Source organism: Mycolicibacterium canariasense, from assembly GCF_002101555.1.
Taxonomy (GTDB): Bacteria; Actinomycetota; Actinomycetes; order Mycobacteriales; family Mycobacteriaceae; genus Mycobacterium; species Mycobacterium canariasense.
In genome coordinates, this window is record NZ_LQOL01000032.1 from 64,623 (window position 1) to 83,814 (window position 19,192).

At 65.5% G+C, this 19,192-nt stretch carries 27 protein-coding genes and 1 pseudogene; 6 read left to right on the forward strand and 22 right to left on the reverse strand.

From position 1 onward, the window contains the following. Positions 1 to 7 precede the first annotated feature (7 nt). Both AWB94_RS05435 and AWB94_RS05440 read right to left on the reverse strand, forming a co-directional pair. A complete protein-coding gene (locus AWB94_RS05435; RefSeq protein WP_062654974.1) occupies positions 8 to 265 on the reverse strand; it encodes an SHOCT domain-containing protein in 258 nt (85 codons plus the stop codon). 28 nt (positions 266 to 293) lie between these two features. After that, complete coding sequence (locus AWB94_RS05440) at positions 294 to 1,691, reverse strand: wax ester/triacylglycerol synthase family O-acyltransferase (protein ID WP_062654973.1); 1,398 nt, start codon at positions 1,689 to 1,691, stop codon at positions 294 to 296. A gap of 176 nt (positions 1,692 to 1,867) precedes the next feature. On the opposite strand from AWB94_RS05440, the gene AWB94_RS05445 reads away from it, so the two are divergent. Further along, complete coding sequence (locus AWB94_RS05445) at positions 1,868 to 2,245, forward strand: BlaI/MecI/CopY family transcriptional regulator (RefSeq protein WP_062654972.1); 378 nt, start codon at positions 1,868 to 1,870, stop codon at positions 2,243 to 2,245. Further along, entirely contained in the window at positions 2,242 to 3,135 is an 894-nt protein-coding gene (locus AWB94_RS05450) for a M48 family metalloprotease (RefSeq protein WP_062654971.1), read from the forward strand. Before AWB94_RS05445 ends, AWB94_RS05450 begins: the two co-directional genes overlap by 4 nt. Before the next feature lie 13 nt (positions 3,136 to 3,148). Here AWB94_RS05450 and AWB94_RS05455 read toward each other — a convergent pair whose 3' ends face one another. The 4 genes from AWB94_RS05455 to AWB94_RS05465 form a co-directional block, all read right to left on the reverse strand. Continuing rightward, complete coding sequence (locus tag AWB94_RS05455; RefSeq protein WP_062654970.1) at positions 3,149 to 3,625, reverse strand: DUF2231 domain-containing protein; 477 nt, start codon at positions 3,623 to 3,625, stop codon at positions 3,149 to 3,151. Positions 3,626 to 3,874: 249 nt separating this feature from the next. Then, positions 3,875 to 4,618 (reverse strand): lytic transglycosylase domain-containing protein, encoded by a 744-nt coding sequence (locus AWB94_RS05460; protein WP_276055035.1) that lies wholly within the window; start codon positions 4,616 to 4,618, stop codon positions 3,875 to 3,877. 173 nt (positions 4,619 to 4,791) lie between these two features. Further along, positions 4,792 to 4,935 carry a hypothetical protein gene (locus tag AWB94_RS35695; protein WP_234811634.1) on the reverse strand — a complete coding sequence of 48 codons (144 nt, stop codon included), beginning with the start codon at positions 4,933 to 4,935 and terminating at the stop codon, positions 4,792 to 4,794. Between the two features lie 2 nt (positions 4,936 to 4,937). Beyond that, on the reverse strand, positions 4,938 to 5,306 hold the full coding sequence (locus AWB94_RS05465; protein ID WP_062654968.1) for a SpoIIAA family protein: 369 nt from the start codon (positions 5,304 to 5,306) through the stop codon (positions 4,938 to 4,940). Between the two features lie 303 nt (positions 5,307 to 5,609). Here AWB94_RS05465 and AWB94_RS05470 point away from each other — a divergent pair, with 303 nt between their 5' ends. Continuing rightward, on the forward strand, positions 5,610 to 6,743 hold the full coding sequence (locus tag AWB94_RS05470) for a glycoside hydrolase 5 family protein (RefSeq protein WP_062654967.1): 1,134 nt from the start codon (positions 5,610 to 5,612) through the stop codon (positions 6,741 to 6,743). Here AWB94_RS05470 and AWB94_RS05475 read toward each other — a convergent pair. The 4 genes from AWB94_RS05475 to AWB94_RS05490 all read right to left on the reverse strand — a co-directional run bounded on the left by AWB94_RS05475 (position 6,740) and on the right by AWB94_RS05490 (position 9,464). Further along, positions 6,740 to 7,633, reverse strand: coding sequence for an alpha/beta fold hydrolase (locus AWB94_RS05475; protein WP_062654966.1), 894 nt, complete (start codon positions 7,631 to 7,633; stop codon positions 6,740 to 6,742). The genes AWB94_RS05470 and AWB94_RS05475 overlap by 4 nt on opposite strands. Before the next feature lie 300 nt (positions 7,634 to 7,933). Next, positions 7,934 to 8,281 carry a histone-like nucleoid-structuring protein Lsr2 gene (locus tag AWB94_RS05480; RefSeq protein ID WP_062654965.1) on the reverse strand — a complete coding sequence of 116 codons (348 nt, stop codon included), beginning with the start codon at positions 8,279 to 8,281 and terminating at the stop codon, positions 7,934 to 7,936. A gap of 159 nt (positions 8,282 to 8,440) precedes the next feature. Then, positions 8,441 to 8,911 carry a cyanase gene (gene cynS / locus AWB94_RS05485; protein WP_062654964.1) on the reverse strand — a complete coding sequence of 157 codons (471 nt, stop codon included), beginning with the start codon at positions 8,909 to 8,911 and terminating at the stop codon, positions 8,441 to 8,443. A gap of 64 nt (positions 8,912 to 8,975) precedes the next feature. Beyond that, a complete protein-coding gene (locus AWB94_RS05490; RefSeq protein WP_234811635.1) occupies positions 8,976 to 9,464 on the reverse strand; it encodes a nuclear transport factor 2 family protein in 489 nt (162 codons plus the stop codon). Positions 9,465 to 9,610: 146 nt separating this feature from the next. Here AWB94_RS05490 and AWB94_RS05495 point away from each other — a divergent pair, with 146 nt between their 5' ends. Beyond that, a complete protein-coding gene (locus tag AWB94_RS05495) occupies positions 9,611 to 10,204 on the forward strand; it encodes a TetR/AcrR family transcriptional regulator (RefSeq protein WP_062655025.1) in 594 nt (197 codons plus the stop codon). A 119-nt stretch (positions 10,205 to 10,323) separates the two neighbouring features. On the opposite strand, the gene AWB94_RS05500 is transcribed toward AWB94_RS05495, so the two are convergent. The 4 genes from AWB94_RS05500 to AWB94_RS05515 form a co-directional block, all read right to left on the reverse strand. Beyond that, entirely contained in the window at positions 10,324 to 11,100 is a 777-nt protein-coding gene (locus AWB94_RS05500; RefSeq protein ID WP_064961225.1) for a helix-turn-helix transcriptional regulator, read from the reverse strand. Between the two features lie 21 nt (positions 11,101 to 11,121). Then, positions 11,122 to 11,862, reverse strand: a complete 741-nt coding sequence (locus AWB94_RS05505) for an SDR family NAD(P)-dependent oxidoreductase (RefSeq protein ID WP_062654963.1) — start codon at positions 11,860 to 11,862, stop codon at positions 11,122 to 11,124. Between the two features lie 241 nt (positions 11,863 to 12,103). Further along, positions 12,104 to 12,559, reverse strand: coding sequence for an OsmC family peroxiredoxin (locus AWB94_RS05510; RefSeq protein WP_062654961.1), 456 nt, complete (start codon positions 12,557 to 12,559; stop codon positions 12,104 to 12,106). A 46-nt stretch (positions 12,560 to 12,605) separates the two neighbouring features. Next, positions 12,606 to 13,463 (reverse strand): enoyl-CoA hydratase/isomerase family protein, encoded by an 858-nt coding sequence (locus AWB94_RS05515; protein ID WP_062654960.1) that lies wholly within the window; start codon positions 13,461 to 13,463, stop codon positions 12,606 to 12,608. 390 nt (positions 13,464 to 13,853) lie between these two features. Between AWB94_RS05515 and AWB94_RS05520 the strand changes: the two genes are divergently transcribed. Beyond that, the gene (locus tag AWB94_RS05520; protein WP_062654958.1) at positions 13,854 to 14,303 is read left to right on the forward strand and encodes a winged helix-turn-helix transcriptional regulator; all 450 of its coding nucleotides are present in this window, start codon (positions 13,854 to 13,856) and stop codon (positions 14,301 to 14,303) included. 28 nt (positions 14,304 to 14,331) lie between these two features. Here AWB94_RS05520 and AWB94_RS36070 read toward each other — a convergent pair whose 3' ends face one another. The 5 genes from AWB94_RS36070 to AWB94_RS05540 all read right to left on the reverse strand — a co-directional run bounded on the left by AWB94_RS36070 (position 14,332) and on the right by AWB94_RS05540 (position 17,156). Next, the gene (locus AWB94_RS36070; protein ID WP_264022744.1) at positions 14,332 to 14,457 is read right to left on the reverse strand and encodes a hypothetical protein; all 126 of its coding nucleotides are present in this window, start codon (positions 14,455 to 14,457) and stop codon (positions 14,332 to 14,334) included. 50 nt (positions 14,458 to 14,507) lie between these two features. Further along, the gene (locus AWB94_RS05525; protein ID WP_062654956.1) at positions 14,508 to 14,894 is read right to left on the reverse strand and encodes an SDR family NAD(P)-dependent oxidoreductase; all 387 of its coding nucleotides are present in this window, start codon (positions 14,892 to 14,894) and stop codon (positions 14,508 to 14,510) included. 56 nt (positions 14,895 to 14,950) lie between these two features. Next, positions 14,951 to 15,376, reverse strand: coding sequence for a pyridoxamine 5'-phosphate oxidase family protein (locus AWB94_RS05530; RefSeq protein WP_062654954.1), 426 nt, complete (start codon positions 15,374 to 15,376; stop codon positions 14,951 to 14,953). A 129-nt stretch (positions 15,377 to 15,505) separates the two neighbouring features. Further along, positions 15,506 to 16,192, reverse strand: a complete 687-nt coding sequence (locus AWB94_RS05535; protein WP_165605266.1) for a type 1 glutamine amidotransferase domain-containing protein — start codon at positions 16,190 to 16,192, stop codon at positions 15,506 to 15,508. Between the two features lie 574 nt (positions 16,193 to 16,766). Continuing rightward, positions 16,767 to 17,156, reverse strand: a complete 390-nt coding sequence (locus tag AWB94_RS05540; RefSeq protein ID WP_084394968.1) for a substrate-binding domain-containing protein — start codon at positions 17,154 to 17,156, stop codon at positions 16,767 to 16,769. Between AWB94_RS05540 and AWB94_RS05545 the strand changes: the two genes are divergently transcribed. After that, on the forward strand, positions 17,135 to 17,284 hold the full coding sequence (locus tag AWB94_RS05545) for a VOC family protein (RefSeq protein WP_201029479.1): 150 nt from the start codon (positions 17,135 to 17,137) through the stop codon (positions 17,282 to 17,284). The genes AWB94_RS05540 and AWB94_RS05545 overlap by 22 nt on opposite strands. A 6-nt stretch (positions 17,285 to 17,290) precedes the next feature. On the opposite strand, the pseudogene AWB94_RS36235 reads toward AWB94_RS05545, so the two are convergent. From AWB94_RS36235 to AWB94_RS05555, 3 genes and pseudogenes are all read right to left on the reverse strand, one after another. Further along, positions 17,291 to 17,532 (reverse strand): annotated as a pseudogene (locus AWB94_RS36235) (IS256 family transposase); the annotation flags it as partial. After that, on the reverse strand, positions 17,499 to 18,371 hold the full coding sequence (locus AWB94_RS05550; RefSeq protein WP_234811637.1) for a glycosyltransferase: 873 nt from the start codon (positions 18,369 to 18,371) through the stop codon (positions 17,499 to 17,501). The pseudogene AWB94_RS36235 and the gene AWB94_RS05550, both read right to left, overlap by 34 nt. 156 nt (positions 18,372 to 18,527) lie before the next feature. Beyond that, positions 18,528 to 19,115: a carboxylesterase/lipase family protein gene (locus tag AWB94_RS05555; RefSeq protein WP_062654948.1), complete on the reverse strand. Its 588-nt coding sequence runs from the start codon at positions 19,113 to 19,115 to the stop codon at positions 18,528 to 18,530. Positions 19,116 to 19,192: the final 77 nt, after the last annotated feature.

Here is a 19,192-nt window from a genome sequence, read left to right on the forward strand (position 1 = left end):
CCACACGTTAGCGCTGGGCGTGGTCCCGCAGCGCGGTAATGCGTTGCCGGTACTCGGCCTCGTCGATCTCCCCGCGGGCGAATCGGCCGGCCAGGATGTCCTCAGCGGTCGGCTGATTCCCCTTGGCGGAGGAGGCCTGGCGTTCGCCGATGAGATACACCGCGGTGACGATGACCCCGAACAGGACAGCGGCCCAGAACACCGCCATGCCCACACCCATTCCGGCGAAACCCCACCAGCCCATATCGTGGTTATAGAACATCATGCTCCTCCGATTCGCTTGTGCCGCAGGACTAACCGGCCAGTAACAGGAGATTGCCCAGCCGCCGTGAGTGTCGGGCGGCCGCGGCGATGGACACCACGTGCGCCACCCCGGCCTCGATTCCACGAGCCAGTTCGTCCGGGCCGACGGGACTGTCGACGTCGGCGATCACCCCGAAGACCAGCTCGTCGTCGTAGCTCAGGATGGCGATGCCGGTGCGAAGATGCACGGCGATCGGCGGAACGGGGAGCAACGCCCGAATCTCGCACCCCGCGAACCGCAACCGGCGATGCGGTCCGGGCACATTGGTGGCGACGGTGACCACCCCGCGTTGCGGCAGCCGGCTCAGCAGCCGCACCACCGGCGCGGTGACGGCGTACGGCAGCAGTCCGGCCGCCGCCACGGCCAGCGCACCTGCGCCGACCTGCCCGCCCGATTTCACAGCCGTCATACGCTCGTGGACCGCCTGCAGCCGGCGCAGCGGGTCGGCATACTCGACCGGCAATTGCGGCAGCGTCACAGCGATCCGATTGTCGGGGATGTGCAATGCATCCGGGGTGCGCAGCGAGACCGGCACCGCCGTGCGCAGGGAGTGGGCCCGCGGCGTCTGGCCGCGCCGCAGCATCGCCGACCGAAAGCTGTCGGCAATGGCAGCCAGCGCCACGTCGTTGACCGTGACCCCGAGCCGTTCGCTGACCATGCGGACATCGGCCAGCCGCACCCGCGCGGCGCTGTAGCTGCGCAGGTCACTCAATGGGCCGGTATAGGACCGCGGTGTCGAGGCGAACAGGGCGGACGCCAATTCGGCTGCACCGGACGCCACCCGCAGCGCGGTGCGGGACGCATCCGTGGAGACCTGCATGGCCGTTCGCAACCAGTCGACCGGATTCAGGCTCCACCCGGGGGTGCCCTCGGTCCCCGGTCGCGGATGCTCCATCCCCGACACCACCGACGCACCGTCGTCACAGATCCGCTCCAGCATCGCGGTCGCCGCGATACCGTCGGCGATGCTGTGGTGAATCTTGATCAGGATCGCCCACCGGTTGCCGGCAAGGCCGTCGATCACCCAGCATTCCCACAGCGGTCGCGACCGATCCAGTCGCCGTTCCATCGCCTGCCCGACGACGGCGTACACCGCGGCGTCGTCGCCGGGTGAGGCGACGGCCACGTGCCGAACATGGTGAGTGATGTCGAAGGAGCGGTCGGGGACCCACTGCGGCGCGGCCAGGCTCATCGGCATTTCGTGCAGCACTTCCCGGCAGCGGGGAAGCTCCGCGGTGCGTTCGTCCAGCACCCTCAGCAGGGTGGCCGTGTCGGGGGCGGGGCCCTCCAGTACGGCAAGCGCAGCGAGGGCCAGGCTGACGTGGCCATCGGCATCCTCGGCCTGCAGGTAGCCCGTTTCCAGGACGCTCAGGCGGCGACCGGTCATCACTTCTCCTCGTTCTCCAACACCCCCAGCTTGAATCGGGCCACCACCCACGGCTAGGGCATTAGGTCACCCGTTCGGCCGCAGGTCTCTCTCCCCGTCGCTTCGCTCGCCCGGGGTACTTTCTCCCGTCGCTTCGCTCGCCCCGGGTCCTATGCTCGTCGTGAAGGGAGTGAGCGGTGCGCAGAGACCGAGGCGATCTGGAGAGCGCGGTGATCGCTGTCATGGCCGGCGGAGCGGCGATGACGGTGGCCGAGGTGCGCGCCGAACTGGATGCCGACCTGGCGTACACCACGGTGATGACGGTGCTCACCAGGCTGGCCGACAAGGGGGCGCTGACTCGGCAGCGCTCGGGCCGATCGCACCGATACCGGCTGGTAGCCACGCCGGGCGACCTCCCTGCCCTGCAGGCGGCGTTGCGTATGCGCCGCGAGCTCGATGGCGAGCATGCCCGCGCGGATGTGCTGTCCAGTTTTGTGGCGACTCTCTCTGCCGAGGATGAGGCCTTGCTTCGAGAAGTACTGTCCCGCAATGACACCGGTGGTGAGAAGCGGTGAACATCGGCATATTGCTCACTGCGCCGTGGCTGGTCGCGGCGGTGCTGACCTGGCAGTTGCCCCGGCTGGCGTCGCGGTTTCACCCCGACTGGCAGGTACCGGTGGTGGCCTGGCTGGCGGTGACGTTGGCGGTGAGCAGTTGGGTGTCCCTGGCCGCGGGCGCCACGGTGCTGTCGAACCAATCCGATATCGCGGGCCGCGCTGCGGGTTCGGCGTTGGTGGTGGCTGCCGCAGCCGGCGTATTCAGCGCCGTCCGGCATGCGCGAAGCGTACGGACGTCGGTGCGCGTGAATCGTGCCTTCCGTGCCTCCCCTGGCCGCATCGGCGATGAGTCCGGGGTGCTGGTGCTCGACGATGCCCGCCCTGATGCGTTCGCGGTGCCCGGCCGCGCCGGGGGACTGATCGTGCTCACGACCGGTCTGGCGGGGGCGTTGACGGCCGATGAGCGCCGCGCGGTGATCGACCATGAGCGTGCCCATCTTCGGCACCGTCACCATCTGCATGTGCAGGCGGTCGAACTGGCCAGCCGGGTCAATCCGGTACTGAGGCCGTGGCGCCACGTCGTGCGGTTGGCCGCCGAACGTTGCGCCGACGAGTTCGCCGCGCGCCGCGATCGCCGTGCCGCCGCACAAGCCGTTGCCCGCGCCGCGCTGCTGTGCGCGCATGGGGTCACGCCGGACGTTTGTCGCATCACCGGCCGCCCGAGTGACGCACGCGCGCGCGTGGTGGCCCTCACGGGTGCGCCGCCGGCGCGCCAGCGCCCGCGTGCGGTACTGGCCGCCGGCCTTGTCGCCCTCGCGCTCAGTGGCCAGAGTTACCTGGCGGGCGATGTCATCCAGGATCGGCTGGTACCGGAAGCCGGCGAGTCGCCCGCGACGGTAATCGGCTGAACCTCAAGGCGATTCACTTCCCGGACGTGTCCGCCACCGCGTCGCCCCAAGCCGATCGGGCGCCCGAGTCGCCGATCCGAACCACCTGAACCGTGGTGGCGACGGCGGTGATGACGATGACCGCCGCGAGGATCCAGCCGAGAAGCGGTTTGACCGGGCGTTCGCGATGTTCGCGCACGTGGACAACGGCGAGCAGCACCGCCGCGACCAGCAGCGCCACCGCGAAATACACCATGGTGTCCCCGAGTTCGGCGTGTTCATGCAACAGCGGTGTGCGTTGCGTCTGGTGTTCGAGCCATTCCCCGGCCTCGGTGGTGAGCGGTGTCAGCACCGTGGTCGCCGCGGCCAAGACGACGACCAGCCAGACCAGCCGCCGGCGCGCCGCGGGCCATACGGCGCAGACGATGGCCAGCAGTGCGGTGAGCGGGGCCAGCACCACGATGAAATGCACGAACAGGACGTGGGCGGGCAGCCCCTGAATAGTCGACAACCTTTGCCTCCGTATGACTGATCTGATGCGCTGATACTACACAGTTAGTAGTAGTTGGGCCTGTGACGTCGCTGGCGTGATACTGGCCGCACTGCTTACACGCGGTGGTGCGCTGCACGGTTCGAGACGTCCGCCCGGGACAGCGCGGAATGGCAGTGGATGGGGAAGAGCAGTCTCTCCGGCGGTCAGGCTGCCCTGCGGGAGGCGTCGATCGAGCCACCACGCCTGCGAGTTGGCGGCCGTCGCGTGCTATTGGGGATGCGTCGCCAGATAGTCAGTCACGGGCATCGGTGCGTCGGCGGCATAGCCGATCGGCAGCACCACGTCGCCTGCGGTGGTGAAGTAATAGACGTCCCAACGGTAAAAGGTGAGGAATGCCGCAGGGTCCGCGCCGATCAGCGCGGCATAGTCGGTCACCGCCCGCACATACTCGTCGGCGTTGTTGTACCGGAACAGCGCGTGGTCGGGGTCGTGCGCGAAGCCGTTCGCGGCCAGATAGCGCCCGGCGGCCATGATGCTGTCGCGCGGAGAGCGGATGTCGCCGCCGTTGCCATACGCGGCAAACGTGGCGGGCATGAATTGCATGGGACCCTGGGCACCCGCCGCGCTGTCGCCGGAGATGCTGCCGAAGTGGGTTTCGATCAGGTTGATCGCGGCCAGGTAGTTCCAGCCGACGCCGGAGGCCGCTTCCGATTCGTGGTAGGCAGCGAGCAGCTCCTCGGCAGCGGGTGGCGCCGCGATACGCCAGGCCGGCAGGGTGTCCTTGGGATGGGCCATGGCGGCGAGTTGGCGGCGGGCGTCGACGTTGCGGTCGTAGGTCTCCAGGAGATCATCCGGGACCCGGGGGCGGATGAGTGCATCCCATTCGGGGTGACGGCCGACGGCGCGGTAGGCCACCTGCTGGCGGCGCGCCGCATCGACCAATGCCGGCTCCGGCGTGGTCGGGTCGCGCAGCGCGCGCTCATCGGCGACCAGGTCGTCGGCCAATTGCATCGGGTCGTCGGCCAGGCGCGGCTGTGCATCGGGCACGGTGGTCGCGTCGAGCGGGGCGGCGCTGGGCGGTCGGATGGCCGATGACGACTCCGCGGGCGGCGGAGCGGTAGGGGTCGGGGAGGGTACTGTGCATCCGGCGAGCACGACGAGCACCGCGGCGAGTGCCGGCCTGATCACCGGCGAACGAGCGGGTCGGGGTCGCGGCCGGTGAGCAGCACCTCCGCGCCTTCGGCTCGGGCCCGGCGCGCGATGGCAAGGCCGATGCCCGCATCTTCGCCGACGAGCAGGACCGTTTGTCCGGATTGTCTCTGCGACATGATCAACCCGCGGCCCACCTCTTGGCCTCGGCCAGCCGGTCGAGGGTGAACAGCGCGAGCTCGCCGGGGACCATCCACGCCAGTGCATGCAGTGTGTGGCGCACCCATTCCTTGTCCGACACCACGGCGATGCGGTTGAACGCCGAATGGTGCTGCAGTAGCGCACCGAAGCCCAGCTTGAGGTCGGCCGCGAGCCCGCCGGGGCCGAAGCCTTCGTAGTCCGGCGCGATGACTTCGACGATCCGGATCTCGCCCGATCTGCCCAGTCGCTCCATGGTCGGGGTGAACGCACGCAGATCGTCACCACTGATCCGGCCCGATACCCGGATTCCGGTCACGCCGTCGGGCATATCCGACATCACCTCGATCATCAGACCTCCCTGTCGGTCATCGGGCCGGCCGCCTCGACGATGTCGCGAAAACCTCGGATACCAAAGCTATCTGGCGGGTACTCCGTCGTATCGGCTGACGTGGCGCCGGGCGGGCCGGCGTAACGCACATCGCCGGCGCAGCGAAGAAGCACGGGGGACGTCACGGCGAGCGCGGTACCGCACCTGCCGAATGATACGGACGTTTCTCGCGTCCCGGGCTCGGTTATAACGATTCCCGCGCCCCTTGGTTGCTATTCGATAAGCGAGACCGCAAGGAGAGTGTTGGCAAACTATGTTCGCCAAGTGGATCGTCGTACCGCCCTCAAACTGCCCCTTCTACTGGCCGCCGGAGCGGCGCTGACCCAGACCCCCTTCGCCTCGGCAGATCCCGGGCGGTGGCCGGCGGAGCGAGCCAATGCCTGGTACAAAGCTCAAGATTGGCTGGTAGGCGCCAACTACATCCCGGCAAACGCCATCAACCAGATCGAAATGTGGCAGTCAGGCACCTACGACCCGCGACGCATCGATGGCGAGCTACGGGTGGCGCGGCAGATCGGGTTCAACACCATGCGGGTGTTCCTCCACGACCAGCTCTGGACCCAGGACCGTTCGGGGTTTGCGCGCAAGCTGGCCCAGTTCGTCGGGATCGCGGCCGGCCACGGGATCAAACCGCTGTTCGTGTTCTTCGACTCCTGCTGGGATCCGAACCCCAAGCTGGGCCCACAGCACGCTCCGGTCCCCGGTGTGCACAACTCGGGCTGGGTGCAGAGCCCGGGGGCGGCCTTGCTGGGCGACGAGCGTTACCGGAAGGTGCTGTACGACTATGTGACCGGTGTCATCAGCCTGTTCCGCAACGACAACCGGGTGCTGGGCTGGGATCTGTGGAACGAGCCCGACAACCCGGCGAAGGTGTACCGCAAAACGGAGCGCTCGGACAAGATCGCGTTGGTGACGGCGCTGTTGCCGCAGGTGTTCCAGTGGGCGCGTGCGGTCAATCCGGTCCAGCCCCTGACCAGTGGGGTCTGGCAGGGCAGTTGGGCGCCGGGCAAGCTCAGCGCGATGGCCCGCATCCAGTTGGACAATTCCGACGTCATCAGCTTCCACTCCTACGGCAAGCCGGCCGACTTCGAAGACCGCGTCGATGAGCTCATGCCCTTGGGGCGGCCGTTGCTGTGCACGGAGTACCTGGCTCGCCCGGAGGGCAGCACGATCGAGGCCATCCTGCCGATCGCCAAGCGTCGCAACATCGCGATGTACAACTGGGGCCTGGTGGCCGGTAAGACACAAACCTATTTCCCATGGGATTCCTGGGACCACCCGTCTGCGGCCGAACCGAAGCTGTGGTTCCACGACCTGCTGTATCCCGACGGACGCGCGTACCGGGACAGTGAGATCCAGACCATCCAGTCGCTGACCGGACGGGTCGGGCAGACCTAGCGCAAGTGGTCCAGAATGGCTGCGGTAACCGCCCCCGGCTGGTCCACCTGCAGGAAATGCCCTGCGCCAGGGATGATTTGGATCTTGCTGCCGGGCGGAAGCAGGTCCAGTGCGCCGTCGAGGTAACCGACCTGCATGCAGCCATCGGTATCGCCGTGCAGCAACAGAACCGGGACCCGCGGCAGCCTCAGCCGGTAGCGGTGCAGCTGCTTGTAGGGCTTGGATGCCGGCGTGAACCGGATGTTGGCGCGGTAGTAGGCGATGGCAGCCCGGCGGTGGGCGGGCGTGGGCAGCGCGGCGAGCGTCCTGGCGACATCGCCGTCGACGTCGGTGTCCGGCGGGGACCAGTCCTTCCACAGCCGAGGGATGACGCGGTCCAGCACCCGCTCCGGCACCAAAGGGGTCTGGAAGAACAAGATGTACCAACTCATTCGGAGCTGGCGGACTCCCATCTTCGTCGCCCGGGCCAGTCCGAGCGAGGCATTCGAGATGGCCCGGATGGGCGGCAGTGCCAGCGAGATGTGGGCGGCGAAGGGGGATTCCGGGGAGGCGGCCAGCGCGTTGGCGGTCCAACCACCCCAATCGTGGCCGATCAGCACGGCGTCGCGGGATGCTCCGAGCGTCGTGTGCAACTCGACGAGGTCGGACATCAGCGCGCCCAGGTGATAGTCCCCGTCGGGTGCGGGACCGGTGGGTGCATAGCCCCGGGTGAACGGCGCGATCACTCGGAAACCCTTATCCGCCAGCATCGGAGCTACATGGCGCCAACTGTGGGCGCTGTCCGGGAAACCGTGCACGCACAGCGCGAGACGGCCATCCGACGGGCCCCATTCCAGAGCGCTCATGCGCAGGCGGGGCAGGTCGAATTCCAGGACACGGGGGTCGGCCACTTCCTGACCATACAAGGCTGCTTTTTGTGTAGTGTCAGTTTGAGCCGGTGGGTCCTCGTGGCCGCCGTGCTGATTCGCAGGTTTCTGCCTGCATGTTTCACTTTGAAATGGCATCTTTTGGCATAAATGCCAGATTAAAGGGGAATGTGGATAGTCAGGCTATCTGGAAGCGGTGCGAGGTGTCAGATTAAAGGCGATTGCGCGGGCGACGGGTTGCCCCTGGAACAGCCGCGGCCCCCGCTACTTCGCCGGTTTGACTCAGGTCCGTGCGACAGGGCGACCGGCGCATTTTGACGGCGCCTAATGTGCGGCTTCGAATGCCTCGACAACCTCAGCCTTGATCCGTCCGCGGTCTGAAACCTCGTAGCCACTCTTGCGAGCCCATTCCCGGATCGCTGCCAACTGCTCTCTCGAACTTGCGCCACGCGGTGCCCCCTTGGTGGCCGTGCTTCGGCGACTCCCGCGCACTCGCGTGCCTGCTTCGATGAACGGCTTCAGCGCTTTGTCGAGCTTGTTGGCGTTCGTCGGCGAAAGGTCGATCTGGTAACTGATACCCCGGATTGAAAATTCAATCCGCTCGCCCTTATCGATCGGAATCTCTGAACCGTCGAGATCGTCAATAAGTTGGTGGATGATGCGCTCTGCCATGATTACTCCTCGGTGAGTCAGAATCTGGCTTCACACAGTACCAGTCCTCAACAACGCAAATATTCATCGATCTGGATTTGTTTGGGGGTAATCCGTCGGGAATCGTGCGGACGGCATTGACCGCGAGTGCGCTGGGGGCGGCCGTGTTGGGGTGGTGCGTCAGAAGGGCACCGTCGGTAGGTATTTGCCGTCGAGCGTGATGACGGCGCGTTCGCCTCCGGTGGGGTCCGCCACTTTCTTCACGTCGAGCCGGAAGTTGATGGCGGAGATGATGCCGTCGCCGAATTGCTCGTGTATGAGTGCTTTGAGGGTGGTGCCGTAGACCTGCAGTATTTCGTAGAAGCGGTAGATGGTTGGGTCGGTCGGTATGCCACCGGGGATGGAGCCGCGAGTCGGAATGGTCTGCAGCAGCCGTACTGCGTCCTCATCCAGCCCCAGCAGAGCGCCGACGGCCTTCGCTGATGCTTCCGGAAGCGCGTGCTGACCCAGAATGGCTGCGGTGGTGAAAGCTACGGACAGTTTAGCGGCGTCGGCGATCTGCTGCCACGACAGGTCCTTGCGGGTCTTGGCCTCGACGGCCGTGGCGGCCAGGAGTTGGCGTGCGGTGGGATCGAATTGGGCGTGAATCATGATTTGGGTTCCTTCCTGGGGAGTGATGCGTCGAACGGGAGGCCGAGGAAACGAGAACGGACAGTCACAGACCGAGTTCGGACAAGCCTGGATGGTCCACCGGCCGAGGCGCATTCCGGTCCCAGAAGAACTTGCGCTGCCCCTCCTCGATCGGCACATCGTTGATGCTGGCGTGGCGGTGTGTCATCAGGCCGTGCTCGTTGAATAGCCAGTTCTCGTTGCCGTAGGCGCGGAACCATTGTCCCGTGTTGTCGTGGTACTCATACGCGAAGCGGACCGCAATGCGGTTGTCGCTGTGCGCCCAGATTTCCTTGATGAGGCGGTACTCGTGTTCGCGGTCCCACTTGTCGCTCAAGAACTCGATGATCTGCGCGCGGCCTGTCACGAAGACGGAGCGGTTGCGCCAGACGCTGTCGACCGAGTACCCCTGCGCTACGCGCTGTGGATCGCGGCTGTTCCAGGCGTCTTCGGCCAGCCGGACTTTCCGTACAGCAGACTCGTCGGTGAACGGCGGAGTCGGAGGTTTGACATCGATGGCAGAAGTGACGGTCATAATCGTCGTCTTCCTCTCGGAGAGTGGATCGAGTCGCCGATCCATGTAGACGGATCTGTCTACATGGGCAGTACGGTAACGCATGTAGACGGACCTGTCTACCCGTATCCGTGTCGATGTGTACCGACCTGTCTACAATGATGGGCGTGAGCATCGCCCAGACCCTCGATCCACAAGTCGATCTGCCGACCCTTCCAGCTCGGGAACGGATACTGACCACCGCATACCGGCTCTTCTACCGCGACGGAATTCGAGCCACCGGCATCGACAAGGTGATAGCCGAAGCCGGCGTCACCAAGGTGACTTTTTACCGTCATTTTCCAAGTAAGGACGCACTGATCTTGGCGTTCTTGGACTTGCGGCACCGGCGCTGGATGGACTGGTTTGTCGACGCGCTCGATCGCCACGCTGCCGGCAAGCGCCGCCGGCCAGCGGTGGTATCCGCCATCGAAGAATGGCTGACCGCGGAGTCGTTCCGGGGGTGCGCCTTCATCAACAGCGTCAACGAGATCGGCGCCGAACTGCCCGAGGCCCACGCCATCACCGCCGGACACAAGGCAGACATGGTCGCAGCCATCAAAGCGACACTTCCCCCGGGCGCGAACCGAACCCGCACCGCACAAGCGCTCGGCGTGGCAATCGACGGTGCCATCGTGCAAGCGCAGTATCAGCGCGACGCCACTTCAGCGGTGAAAGCGCTATCCACGATCGCGTCAACGCTGCTGGCGGCGAATCTATGACGCTGTGATCGCCTTATCGTGGCGAGGCCGGTGAGTATGTCGATGAGGGCGACGATCGCAGGTCGTTTGGCGGTACTGGTCCGGTTGATTGCTTCGACGTGGGGGGCGACGTTGACCGGTCACGAGATGATCGAGAACATCACGATGCTCTGATCGCGGTGCGGGTCGCGCAACATGTCGCAGGCCAGGGCAAGTGGGCCGAGGGTGTGGTGGTTGACGTACTTGATCATGTGCGTGCCTGCCACAGCCGTTGCGTCGTTCCACAATTCGACGAACTCTGGGCTGCTGTTGCACAGGTCATTGATCAGCTTCTGCGTCTGTTCGTCTCGTGGATACCGGGCCAGCGTGGCGCGCAACTGGCCTGCCACCATGCGCGAGAACTCCTCGGCGTGGGTCATGCCGTAGTGCGGTGTGATGTGCCCCGGCGGCAGAAAGTGCCGCCGGGCGACATTGCGCTCCGACGGAACGATGGCGCCGAAATCCTCCATCAACAACTCTGCCTGCGGATTCCACGCCAATACGTCGAACCGGGCGCTCAACACAATGGCCGCCGTCGAACCGAGGCCCTGGACCAGCTTGGCCACACTGGGGGTGACCTCGGTGCTCGGCTCGCTACCCCAGGGAACTGCACGTCCGATCAGTTCGAACAGGTGCCGTCGCTCGTCGTCGTTCATCCGCAGCGCGTCGGAGATGGCGCTGACCACCTGATCCGACGGTCCCGCACCGCGGCCGCGCTCCAGGTTCATGTAGTGCTCCACCGAAATGTGCGCAAGCCGTGCCACCTCCTCGCGCCGCAGCCCCGGTGTCCGGCGACCGCGGTCACTGAATCCGAAGGCGCGTGGATCACGACTGTCGCGAACTGCCCGTAGGTAGCGGCCTGCCGCCTGTCCGTCCATGTATCGATACTGGCACTCTTCTCACCAGGGAACGAGTTCTCCCTCGTCACTGAAGAACCGGCCGGTCGGGAGCGGCTCTGAGAAAGCAACCCCGATGATGCCCGCGGCGCCGTCGGCTGGGTCGCCCGCGCCCTCCATCGGTTCGCCGTTGCTGAGCCCGGTGGCCCGGTAGCCGGGGCTCACCGACACCACCGCAATGTCCTCTCCGGCAAGCTCTTTGGCGTAGAGCACGGTCAGCATGTCCAGCGCACTCTTGGACGCCTGGTACGCAGCGGCCGCCACGCCGCTGAACGGCCACTCGGGGTCGTTCACCAGCCGGGTGGACCCCAGCTCGCTCGACACGTTCAACACCCGGGGTCGAGACGAGGCCCGCAGCAGCGGCAGGAATCCGTTGGTGACAGCGGCGACGCCCGCCACATTGGTGTCGTAGGTCCGCAGCAGGGATTCACGGCTGACGCCCGACGCGGGCCGCAGATCACCGGCGATAGCCGCATTATTGATCAGCAGGTCCAGCCGTCCGTGGCTCTCGCCGACTCGACGCACCGCTTCGGTGATGGTCTGGTTGTCGGTGACATCGAGGGTCAGCTGCACCACCTCCAGCCCCTCGGCAGCGAGCTTGTCCGCAGCTTCGGTACCGCGTCGGGGATCGCGGCTGCCGAGCAGGACCCGGACGCCGGCTTGGGCGAGCTGACGTGCGAGATGGAATCCGATTCCGGTATTGGCCCCGGTCACCAGGGCGACGGTGTTCTGTGGAGTGGTCATGTCTCCAGTCCAGCCGACATCGGGCCGGCCTGGCAGGGACAATCTCTACACCCATGGGACGGGAATAGATCACGAGGTGCAGATCACGCCGTTGTGCGGTGAGGACTTCGCTGTGCCCACCAGTGGCGGGGCTTGTATGCGAGTGCCGGCGGGGGAGTTGCCGTGCCCATGCCCTGCTGGAACCTGCGAGGTCGTTCACCGGGGCGCTGTGTCCCGTCACCCGGCGTCGTTGCCACGATGGCTAGCGTCCCGCCGTCGAGGCCCAGGTGGGGGTGAAGGTGGCCTCCAAGGTGATGGGTACCTGCAGCGCCTTCGAGATCGAGCAGCCGGTGCGGGCTTCCTCGGCGATCTCGCGGAACCTCTCTTCGGTGGTGTTCAGGCTGGCCGCGACGATCAGGTGTACGCCGTCGACGGAGTAGCCGCGGTCGTCGGTGCCCATCGTGACGCGGGCGGTTGTGGTGATGGTGTCGACGGCGATGTCGTTGTGCCGCGAGATGTTGGCCAGGGCATGGTTGTAGCAGCCGGCGTGGCCGGCGGCGAGCAGCTCCTCGGGGATGGCGCCGGGGGCGCCTTCGAAGCGGCTGGCAAAGGTGTAGGGGGCGGCGGGCAGTGTGTCACTGCTTTGGGTGGATAGCGTCCCGGTGCCCTCGGTGAACGATCCGTGCCATTCGGCGTGACCGTCGACGGTGCGTGCCATGGTGGTTTCTCCTTCTGTCCCAAGCGGGGTGGGGTGGGTTGGTGGGTTAGTGCAGGGGGTTGTTGGGGGCGATATCGGCGATGTCGGCGCCAAGGTGGTATTCGAGGGGGCTGCGGTCCTGCAGGCCGCCGTCGAACAGGGCCTCGGCCACGGCCTGGAACCGGGGTTGTCGGGCGGCGCCCCAGAACGCGTCGGAGTGCAGGGGATACTCCGCGTCGGGCAGGCGGGTGTACTTGTTGATGAAGGCCTTGATGTCGGCTATCGCCTGGTGGTCCCACCGAGCCACCCGGTGGGCGTAGGCGTCGACGAATTCGACGAACTCGTCGTCGGGGACCGCCCGGTTGACGTAGCCGTAGCGTTCGGCCGTCTCGCCGTCGTAATCGCCTCCGCCGAGCAGGATCTCGAACGCCCGGCCTCGGCCGACCAAGGCGGGCAGCCGGCCCGAGGCACCGCCGCCGGGGACGGCGGCGAACCCGACCTCCATCTGGCCCAGGATGGCCTTCTCGCGGCTGGCGAAGCGGATGTCGGTGGCCAGCGCGAATTCGCTGCCGGCCCCGCGGGCGATGCCGCGGACGGCGCTGATGGTGACGGCAGACAGGTTGGAGATGCGGACGGTGACGTCGACCCAGGCGGCGTAACCGGTGAGGCTGGGCAGTGCCTCCGCGACCGAGGGGTCGGCGGCCAGGTCGTAGTGGGCGAGGTAGAAGTCCTCGTCGGCGCTGTCGAAGACGACGACGTTGACGGTGTCGTTGGACTCGAGCTCGGTGAGCAGCGTCTTGAGGTCGGAGATCATGTCCGGCCCGATCACGTTGACCGGCGGGTTGTCGAACGTCACCCGCCAGAAGGTGGGCGACTCCGCGGTGAGCGTCAGATGGGTTGGGGCGAACTCCTCGATGAAGGTCATGTCACACCCAAACACTCTAACTACGAAAACACAAGTGTGATGAATGGGATCGGCACCGTCGCGCGCTCCCTGGTGGACCGCCGGCGCCCCTGGCGATCGCACGGAATCTTCGCTCATGGGTAAGGAACTAGCTCGGCTTCCAGCGCGGGTGGGCTATCTGACAGCCGTCGCGATGGTCGACCGATTGGTCGGGCACAGTCCGTGCTAACTCGGAAAATCCTAGTTAATAGCGATAGCGCGCCTCATCGCAGCGGACCGCCCGGCGCTGATGGAAAAGGGCAGCCCGTAACAGTCGCGGGTTCCGGCTGGCACTCGCAGTGTCCGGGAAGCGGGCACCGAACGGACATCTGAATGCAATAAATGAAGTCAGGCCGCGTAGAATCCGGAGTCATGGCGCGCAAGAACGTCGATGAATGGAGTTGCTCCGTCGCTCGTAGCCTCACGATTCTCGGTGAGAGATGGACTCTACTGATCCTTCGGGAGGCGTTGTTGGGCACTACCAGGTTCGTGGATTTCCAAGCCAACCTGGGTATCGGCCCTGACATACTGTCCGACCGGTTGGCGACGTTGGTCGAGTACGGCGTGCTCGCCAAACAGACCTACCAGGAGCCCGGGCAGCGGCAGCGCCCGGAATACGTGCTCACCCCGGCGGGGCGTGAACTGCACGTGCTGATCGGGGCGCTTCAGCAGTGGGGCGATCAGAATCTTCCTCGTCCGCAAGGCCCGTCGATGGTGCGCCGAGCGCGTCGCACCGACCGGCCGGTCCACGTCGCGTTCATCGACGACTTGGGCTACGAGGTTCCTGCCGACGACGTGGCGACCATCTCGACTGGGAATTGAGTCGATTCGCGTCGCGGCTGGAATGGGGTCAGTGACCGACCCGTACGGGAGCCAATTCCAGCGCCAGTGCCGCCGTGAGCGCCGGCATCGCATTGGTCAGGGCCGAGGCAATGCCCAGTCCCGGTGCGACGCGGCCGGCGCCGGTACCGCCCATCAACACCACTGACCCGCCCGCACGCGGTGCACGGCGTGGCGCGCTACCCGTCACCGCGAGCGCCGCGTGATCACCCTCGCGTGGCGTACGGCGTCTGCATCCATCTCCAACAACGGCCCGTAGCGCGGAGCACCCGCGGTAAGCAACACGTGATCGATCGCCGATAGCCCACCAAAGAACGCGCCGAGTGCAGCTTCGTCGGTAACGTCGAAGGAGGCCGTGTGCGCGACTGACACCTCTGTGGCGGCACGGGCCAGACGCTGTGGGTCACGCCCGGTCAGTATCACGCGTGCCCCTGCCACGTGCGCGGCCGGCGCGGTCTCCAATCCGACACCGGCACTACCGCCCAGCACCACCACGGTCTGATCGGCCAGCGCCCTACTGGGTGGCCCGCCAGGTTGCTCCATCGTGGGATCCACAACGTGGCGACGGTCCATGCCGATCTCCCTCTGTGTCCGCTCGGCGGTATCAGATCGTGGGCGGTGACCTGTGGTCACGGTATCCAGGGGCCGGTGCCGCCGACCTTCTCGATGTGGACGCGGGCGATGAAGCCTGGCGGCGCATCCGCCGGCGGGAAGGTGACGTCGGGGTTGCCGACGACCCTGTCCAACTCGGTCAGCAGCTGCGGTGCCCCGCCTTCCTCGATGACAGCGGTACCGGTCAGCTTGAGGTAGGGGCGCACGTAGCCGTGGAAGTGTTCGTGATCAAGGATGGTGAGCACCACGTGCGGGTTCTGCCGAAGGTTGCGAACCTTGATGTGTTCGCCGAGGTGCCCGGACAGAATGTCATCCCCGGTGTCGGTCGTGTCCAAGGCCACCCACACCACGCTGACATTGGGAGTGCCGCTGGGGTTGGTGGTGACGATCGTGGCATTGGCGCCCTTGCCGATCAGATCACGGGCGGCTCGGTTGAGTTTCATCGGGTGCGTGCTCCTACGGTCGACGGGTCTTGCAGGTGAAAACTGTTGTGCAACAGCAATATAGGTTGGACCGAGGCGGGTCGATCGATCGCGAACCGATATCGGGAGTCGCGCCCGGCGGCAGGAGTCTCACGCAGCCAGGACGGGCGTGCGGCCCTCCAGCAGGTGCAGGTAGGCGATCGCGTACTCCGAGGCCGACTGCTGGTTTTGCCCGGTGATCAACTTCCCGTCGATGACCACGCGCACACCCCACGGCTGAACGTGAACGAAGTCGATACCCGCGGCGATCATCGTCGGCTCGGGGAAGTGGGGGATGAAGTCGACACCGTAGATCTGCTCTGCCTGCGCGTCCTCGGCGCGCGAGAACCCCGTGGCGCGAAGGCCTTTGACCAGGTCCGGGATGTTGGCCAGCACGATCGAGCCGTGACAGATGGTGCCAACGACCTTGTCTGCCCGCCAGAAACTCGTCAGCAGACCGGCCACCTGCGCGTTGGGGTACATGTCCACGGCTGGACCAGCTCCTCCGACCACGTGGACACCGTCGTAGTCGGTGACGTCGACCTCACCCAGTGGCAGGGTCGCCTTCAGTTTCGCGGCGAGCGTGTTGCTGGACAGGAAACCTCTACTGACCAGGTCGTCTGCCTCCCAAGAGCCGTCGCTGTCGGGCAGGCTCATAGGATCTGGTCGCACCGCGCCTCCGGCGGGGCTCGCGATGTCGACCTCGTACCCGCGTTCGGTGAAATGCCAGTAGGGATGGGTTAACTCGGCCAGCCAGAACCCTATGCGGGCGCTGCTGACGAGACTCAAGATCCTCACGCGAAACTCCCACTGGTGACTTGGAAAACAAAAGATAGAGTGCTACTTGCACAGTAGGTGCGCGGTCCTGCGACGTCAAGGTGCTCCATTTCCGCGCCAACACCGAGGAGTGGTCGCGCCCTGGTGTGCCGACAGCTGTACTCGCACGTTCTGGTGGCCGATCGGCCGAGCAAGCACCGTGAACGAGATAACGGCGGCCCGCGTCAACGGAATCAGGCTGTCGAACAACAGAACTCGATCAGTCTGGATCCCCAGCGACAACAGCATGCAAAGAGTCGACCCACGCCGTGCTGGTCGCCAGGGAACTCGGGCTGCGTGCGGCGAATGCCGGCAACCCGCGCTCATTGGCGCCGCGGGGGTTCGCCCCGACGGTGGATCGACGTGTGAGTCCAGGGGCAAAATGTGATTGCCGCCGCGGCCGAGTGACTTGGCCCAACCGTGGGTTGAAAGACGGCACAGCGAAACGGATTCATTTGACTTGGAGATGACAAGGCAGTAGCGGATGGCTACTGTGTTCCATTTCGCGGCGGATCCTGTCCGGCGGTCGCCTAAAGCGGTCATCCAACGGCCGCCATCAAGCGTCGCGTGCCATTCCCGTTGTCCTACCGACGATCAGTTGCGGTGTCAGCACGGAGACGATCGCCTCGGTGCGGCCCGAATCGAGCTGCTCGGTCAGGGCGGACACGGCGCGGTCGGCTTGTTCGAGTGGTGCCTGGCTGACGGTGGTCAGATCGAGGTGGCTGAGCCGGGCCAACGTGCTGTTGTCGTAGCCGGTTACGGAGACCTCGAGCGGAACTTCGACACCGGCTCGCCTCATCGTGTCGAGAATGCCGATGGCTATGCGGTCATTGGCGGCGACCACTGCGGTCGGCAGCTCGGCTGCCGTGAGGAGCGCTTCGGCTGCGACGACGCCCGATGTCTCGGTGAAGTCGAGTCGACGATGTGGATCGCGTCGCCGCTGCAGTGCGCGAAGCCGGCGACACGATACTGATGGAACGGTTCACCATCGCCGGTGTCGGACACCTCATCTTCTTCGGTGATCCAGCCGGCAACGCCATCGGAGCAATGGAGTACGACGCTGATGCCGAGTGAGTGAGGTCAGCGCACCAACGATGAAACTTCTTCGGGTGTATCGGAATCACCATCGCGGTCGGTCAGGCGACTGCCTTGTGGAAGCCGGCGCCAGCGCGGACGAGAGCGACTGGATGTGGTGCGTTGACGGCACGCCGGCGAGCTTGCGCCGCGTCGATCAACTTGCAGGAGATGGCGACACTCGCCGCGCGCGAACCGAGTCCCTTCGTGACTGTTACGTTCGGCGAAGGTGAAGCTGCTTCGATAGGAAGCGGAGCGCCTCGACCAGCATCCCGAGGTTGAATGCGAACCGTTGCACGGTCGCCCGGCGGAAGCGAGCTGCCCGGCCAACCGTCGCCCATAGTGCGCCCCAGATGGCTGCTTGAACTGCGACCAAAGCGAGGCCGGGAACCAGCAGTCGCGGGCGGAACTTCAGCGCGAGAATGGTCTCTCCTCGCCCAAAGTTGAAGTATTGCCGGAACGCGGTGGAGAGGTCGGTGTGCTGCAGCTTGTCCACCACCGCGTCGGGCACCAAACGCATCGTGTATCCGGCCCGCTGGGTGCGGCAGAAGAATTCCACTTCGTCGGCAGTGCCTATCAGGTTCTCGTCGAAACCGCCGACCGCGTCGAATACCTTGCGCGTAAATCCGCAGTTCGTCGCGTTCGCGTACTGGGCCCCACCCACCTGCGACCAGTACAACTTCGACTCCCGGCTCAGGACCGTGCCGTCGGCCAACACGCGGTTCAACCCACCGCCGACCGTGTCGGCGCCATTGAGGAACGCTTCCCAGTACGCCTGGATCCAGCCGGGGTGCACTACGTCATCCGCGTCTGTCAGCAACACAAATTGACCATGGGACACGGTTATTCCCACGTTGCGGGCGATGTTTGCGCCGGGGCCACGTGACGCGTCGGCAATGCGGACCCGCGGATCCCGCAGCAGGAACTGTCGAGAAATTGCCACAGTTTCGTCGGTTGATCCGTTGTCCGCGACGATGACCTCGAAAGTCGCCTGTGTCTTTTGGTTGAGCAGTGCCTCCAACTGTTTGCTGATGAACGCCGCGCCGTTGCGGACGGGTATCACGACGCTGACGTCTACGGTGCTCACAGGAGTGAACCTAGCAGCGCCCGCCGAGGTCGGGCAATATGATTGTATTGCCCTACGAGCTAACACGGCGGGTGATTCTCTGGGCGTCGCGGCCATCCGAGACGAGAGCGGCCGCCGGCCATCTCTGTTGGAATCTGGTCCGGCGGGATCGTTCGATCAGGTGGCGAGATCGAGGGTGGTGAAGCGGTGGCGGGACCAGAGTCTGCGGGAGGCCTCTTCTGGGTAGGGCTGGTCGGTGGGCTCGGTGGCGTATACGCGTGTTGTGCGGGCCGGAGATTGGTGGTGTGACCATCGGGATGGTCCGTCGGCGGCGAAGCGAACCCAGTCGGTGCGCATGGTGCGGGAGAGGCGCTCGTATTCGGCGATGGTGTCCGGGTGGGTGGTCGGTTGCCTGGTGATGTCGGCGGGGGTGAGTGTGCCGAAGATCAGCAGCATGTCCAGACTGTGAGAGGAGCCCTCGTCGGTGTTGAAGTTCCAGGTCAGTTCGTAGAGCCAGGCGGTACCGCCGCCTGCATGCTGCGCGGCGGCCAGGTGCTGGCACGGCATGCGAAACAGCCAGTCGGCGTTGACCGTTTCGTAGAGCTGCGACGGCCCCGCCGCAGGGTAGGCGGCCCGGTAGTCAGCGAGGCCACACGTCCTTGGTGCGAGCAGGTTGATGGTGTCGGTCAGCAGAGAGTCGGGCAGTGGTTTTGCGCGCCAGGGATTGAAGAGGGAGTACTCGTCGCGGGTGTGTCCGATGAGCACCGCGCCGTTTCTGAGATAACTAACCAGTTCGGGGTTCTAAATGTCCTCATCTGAGCTGGTGGGCTTGGGGTGAGTGT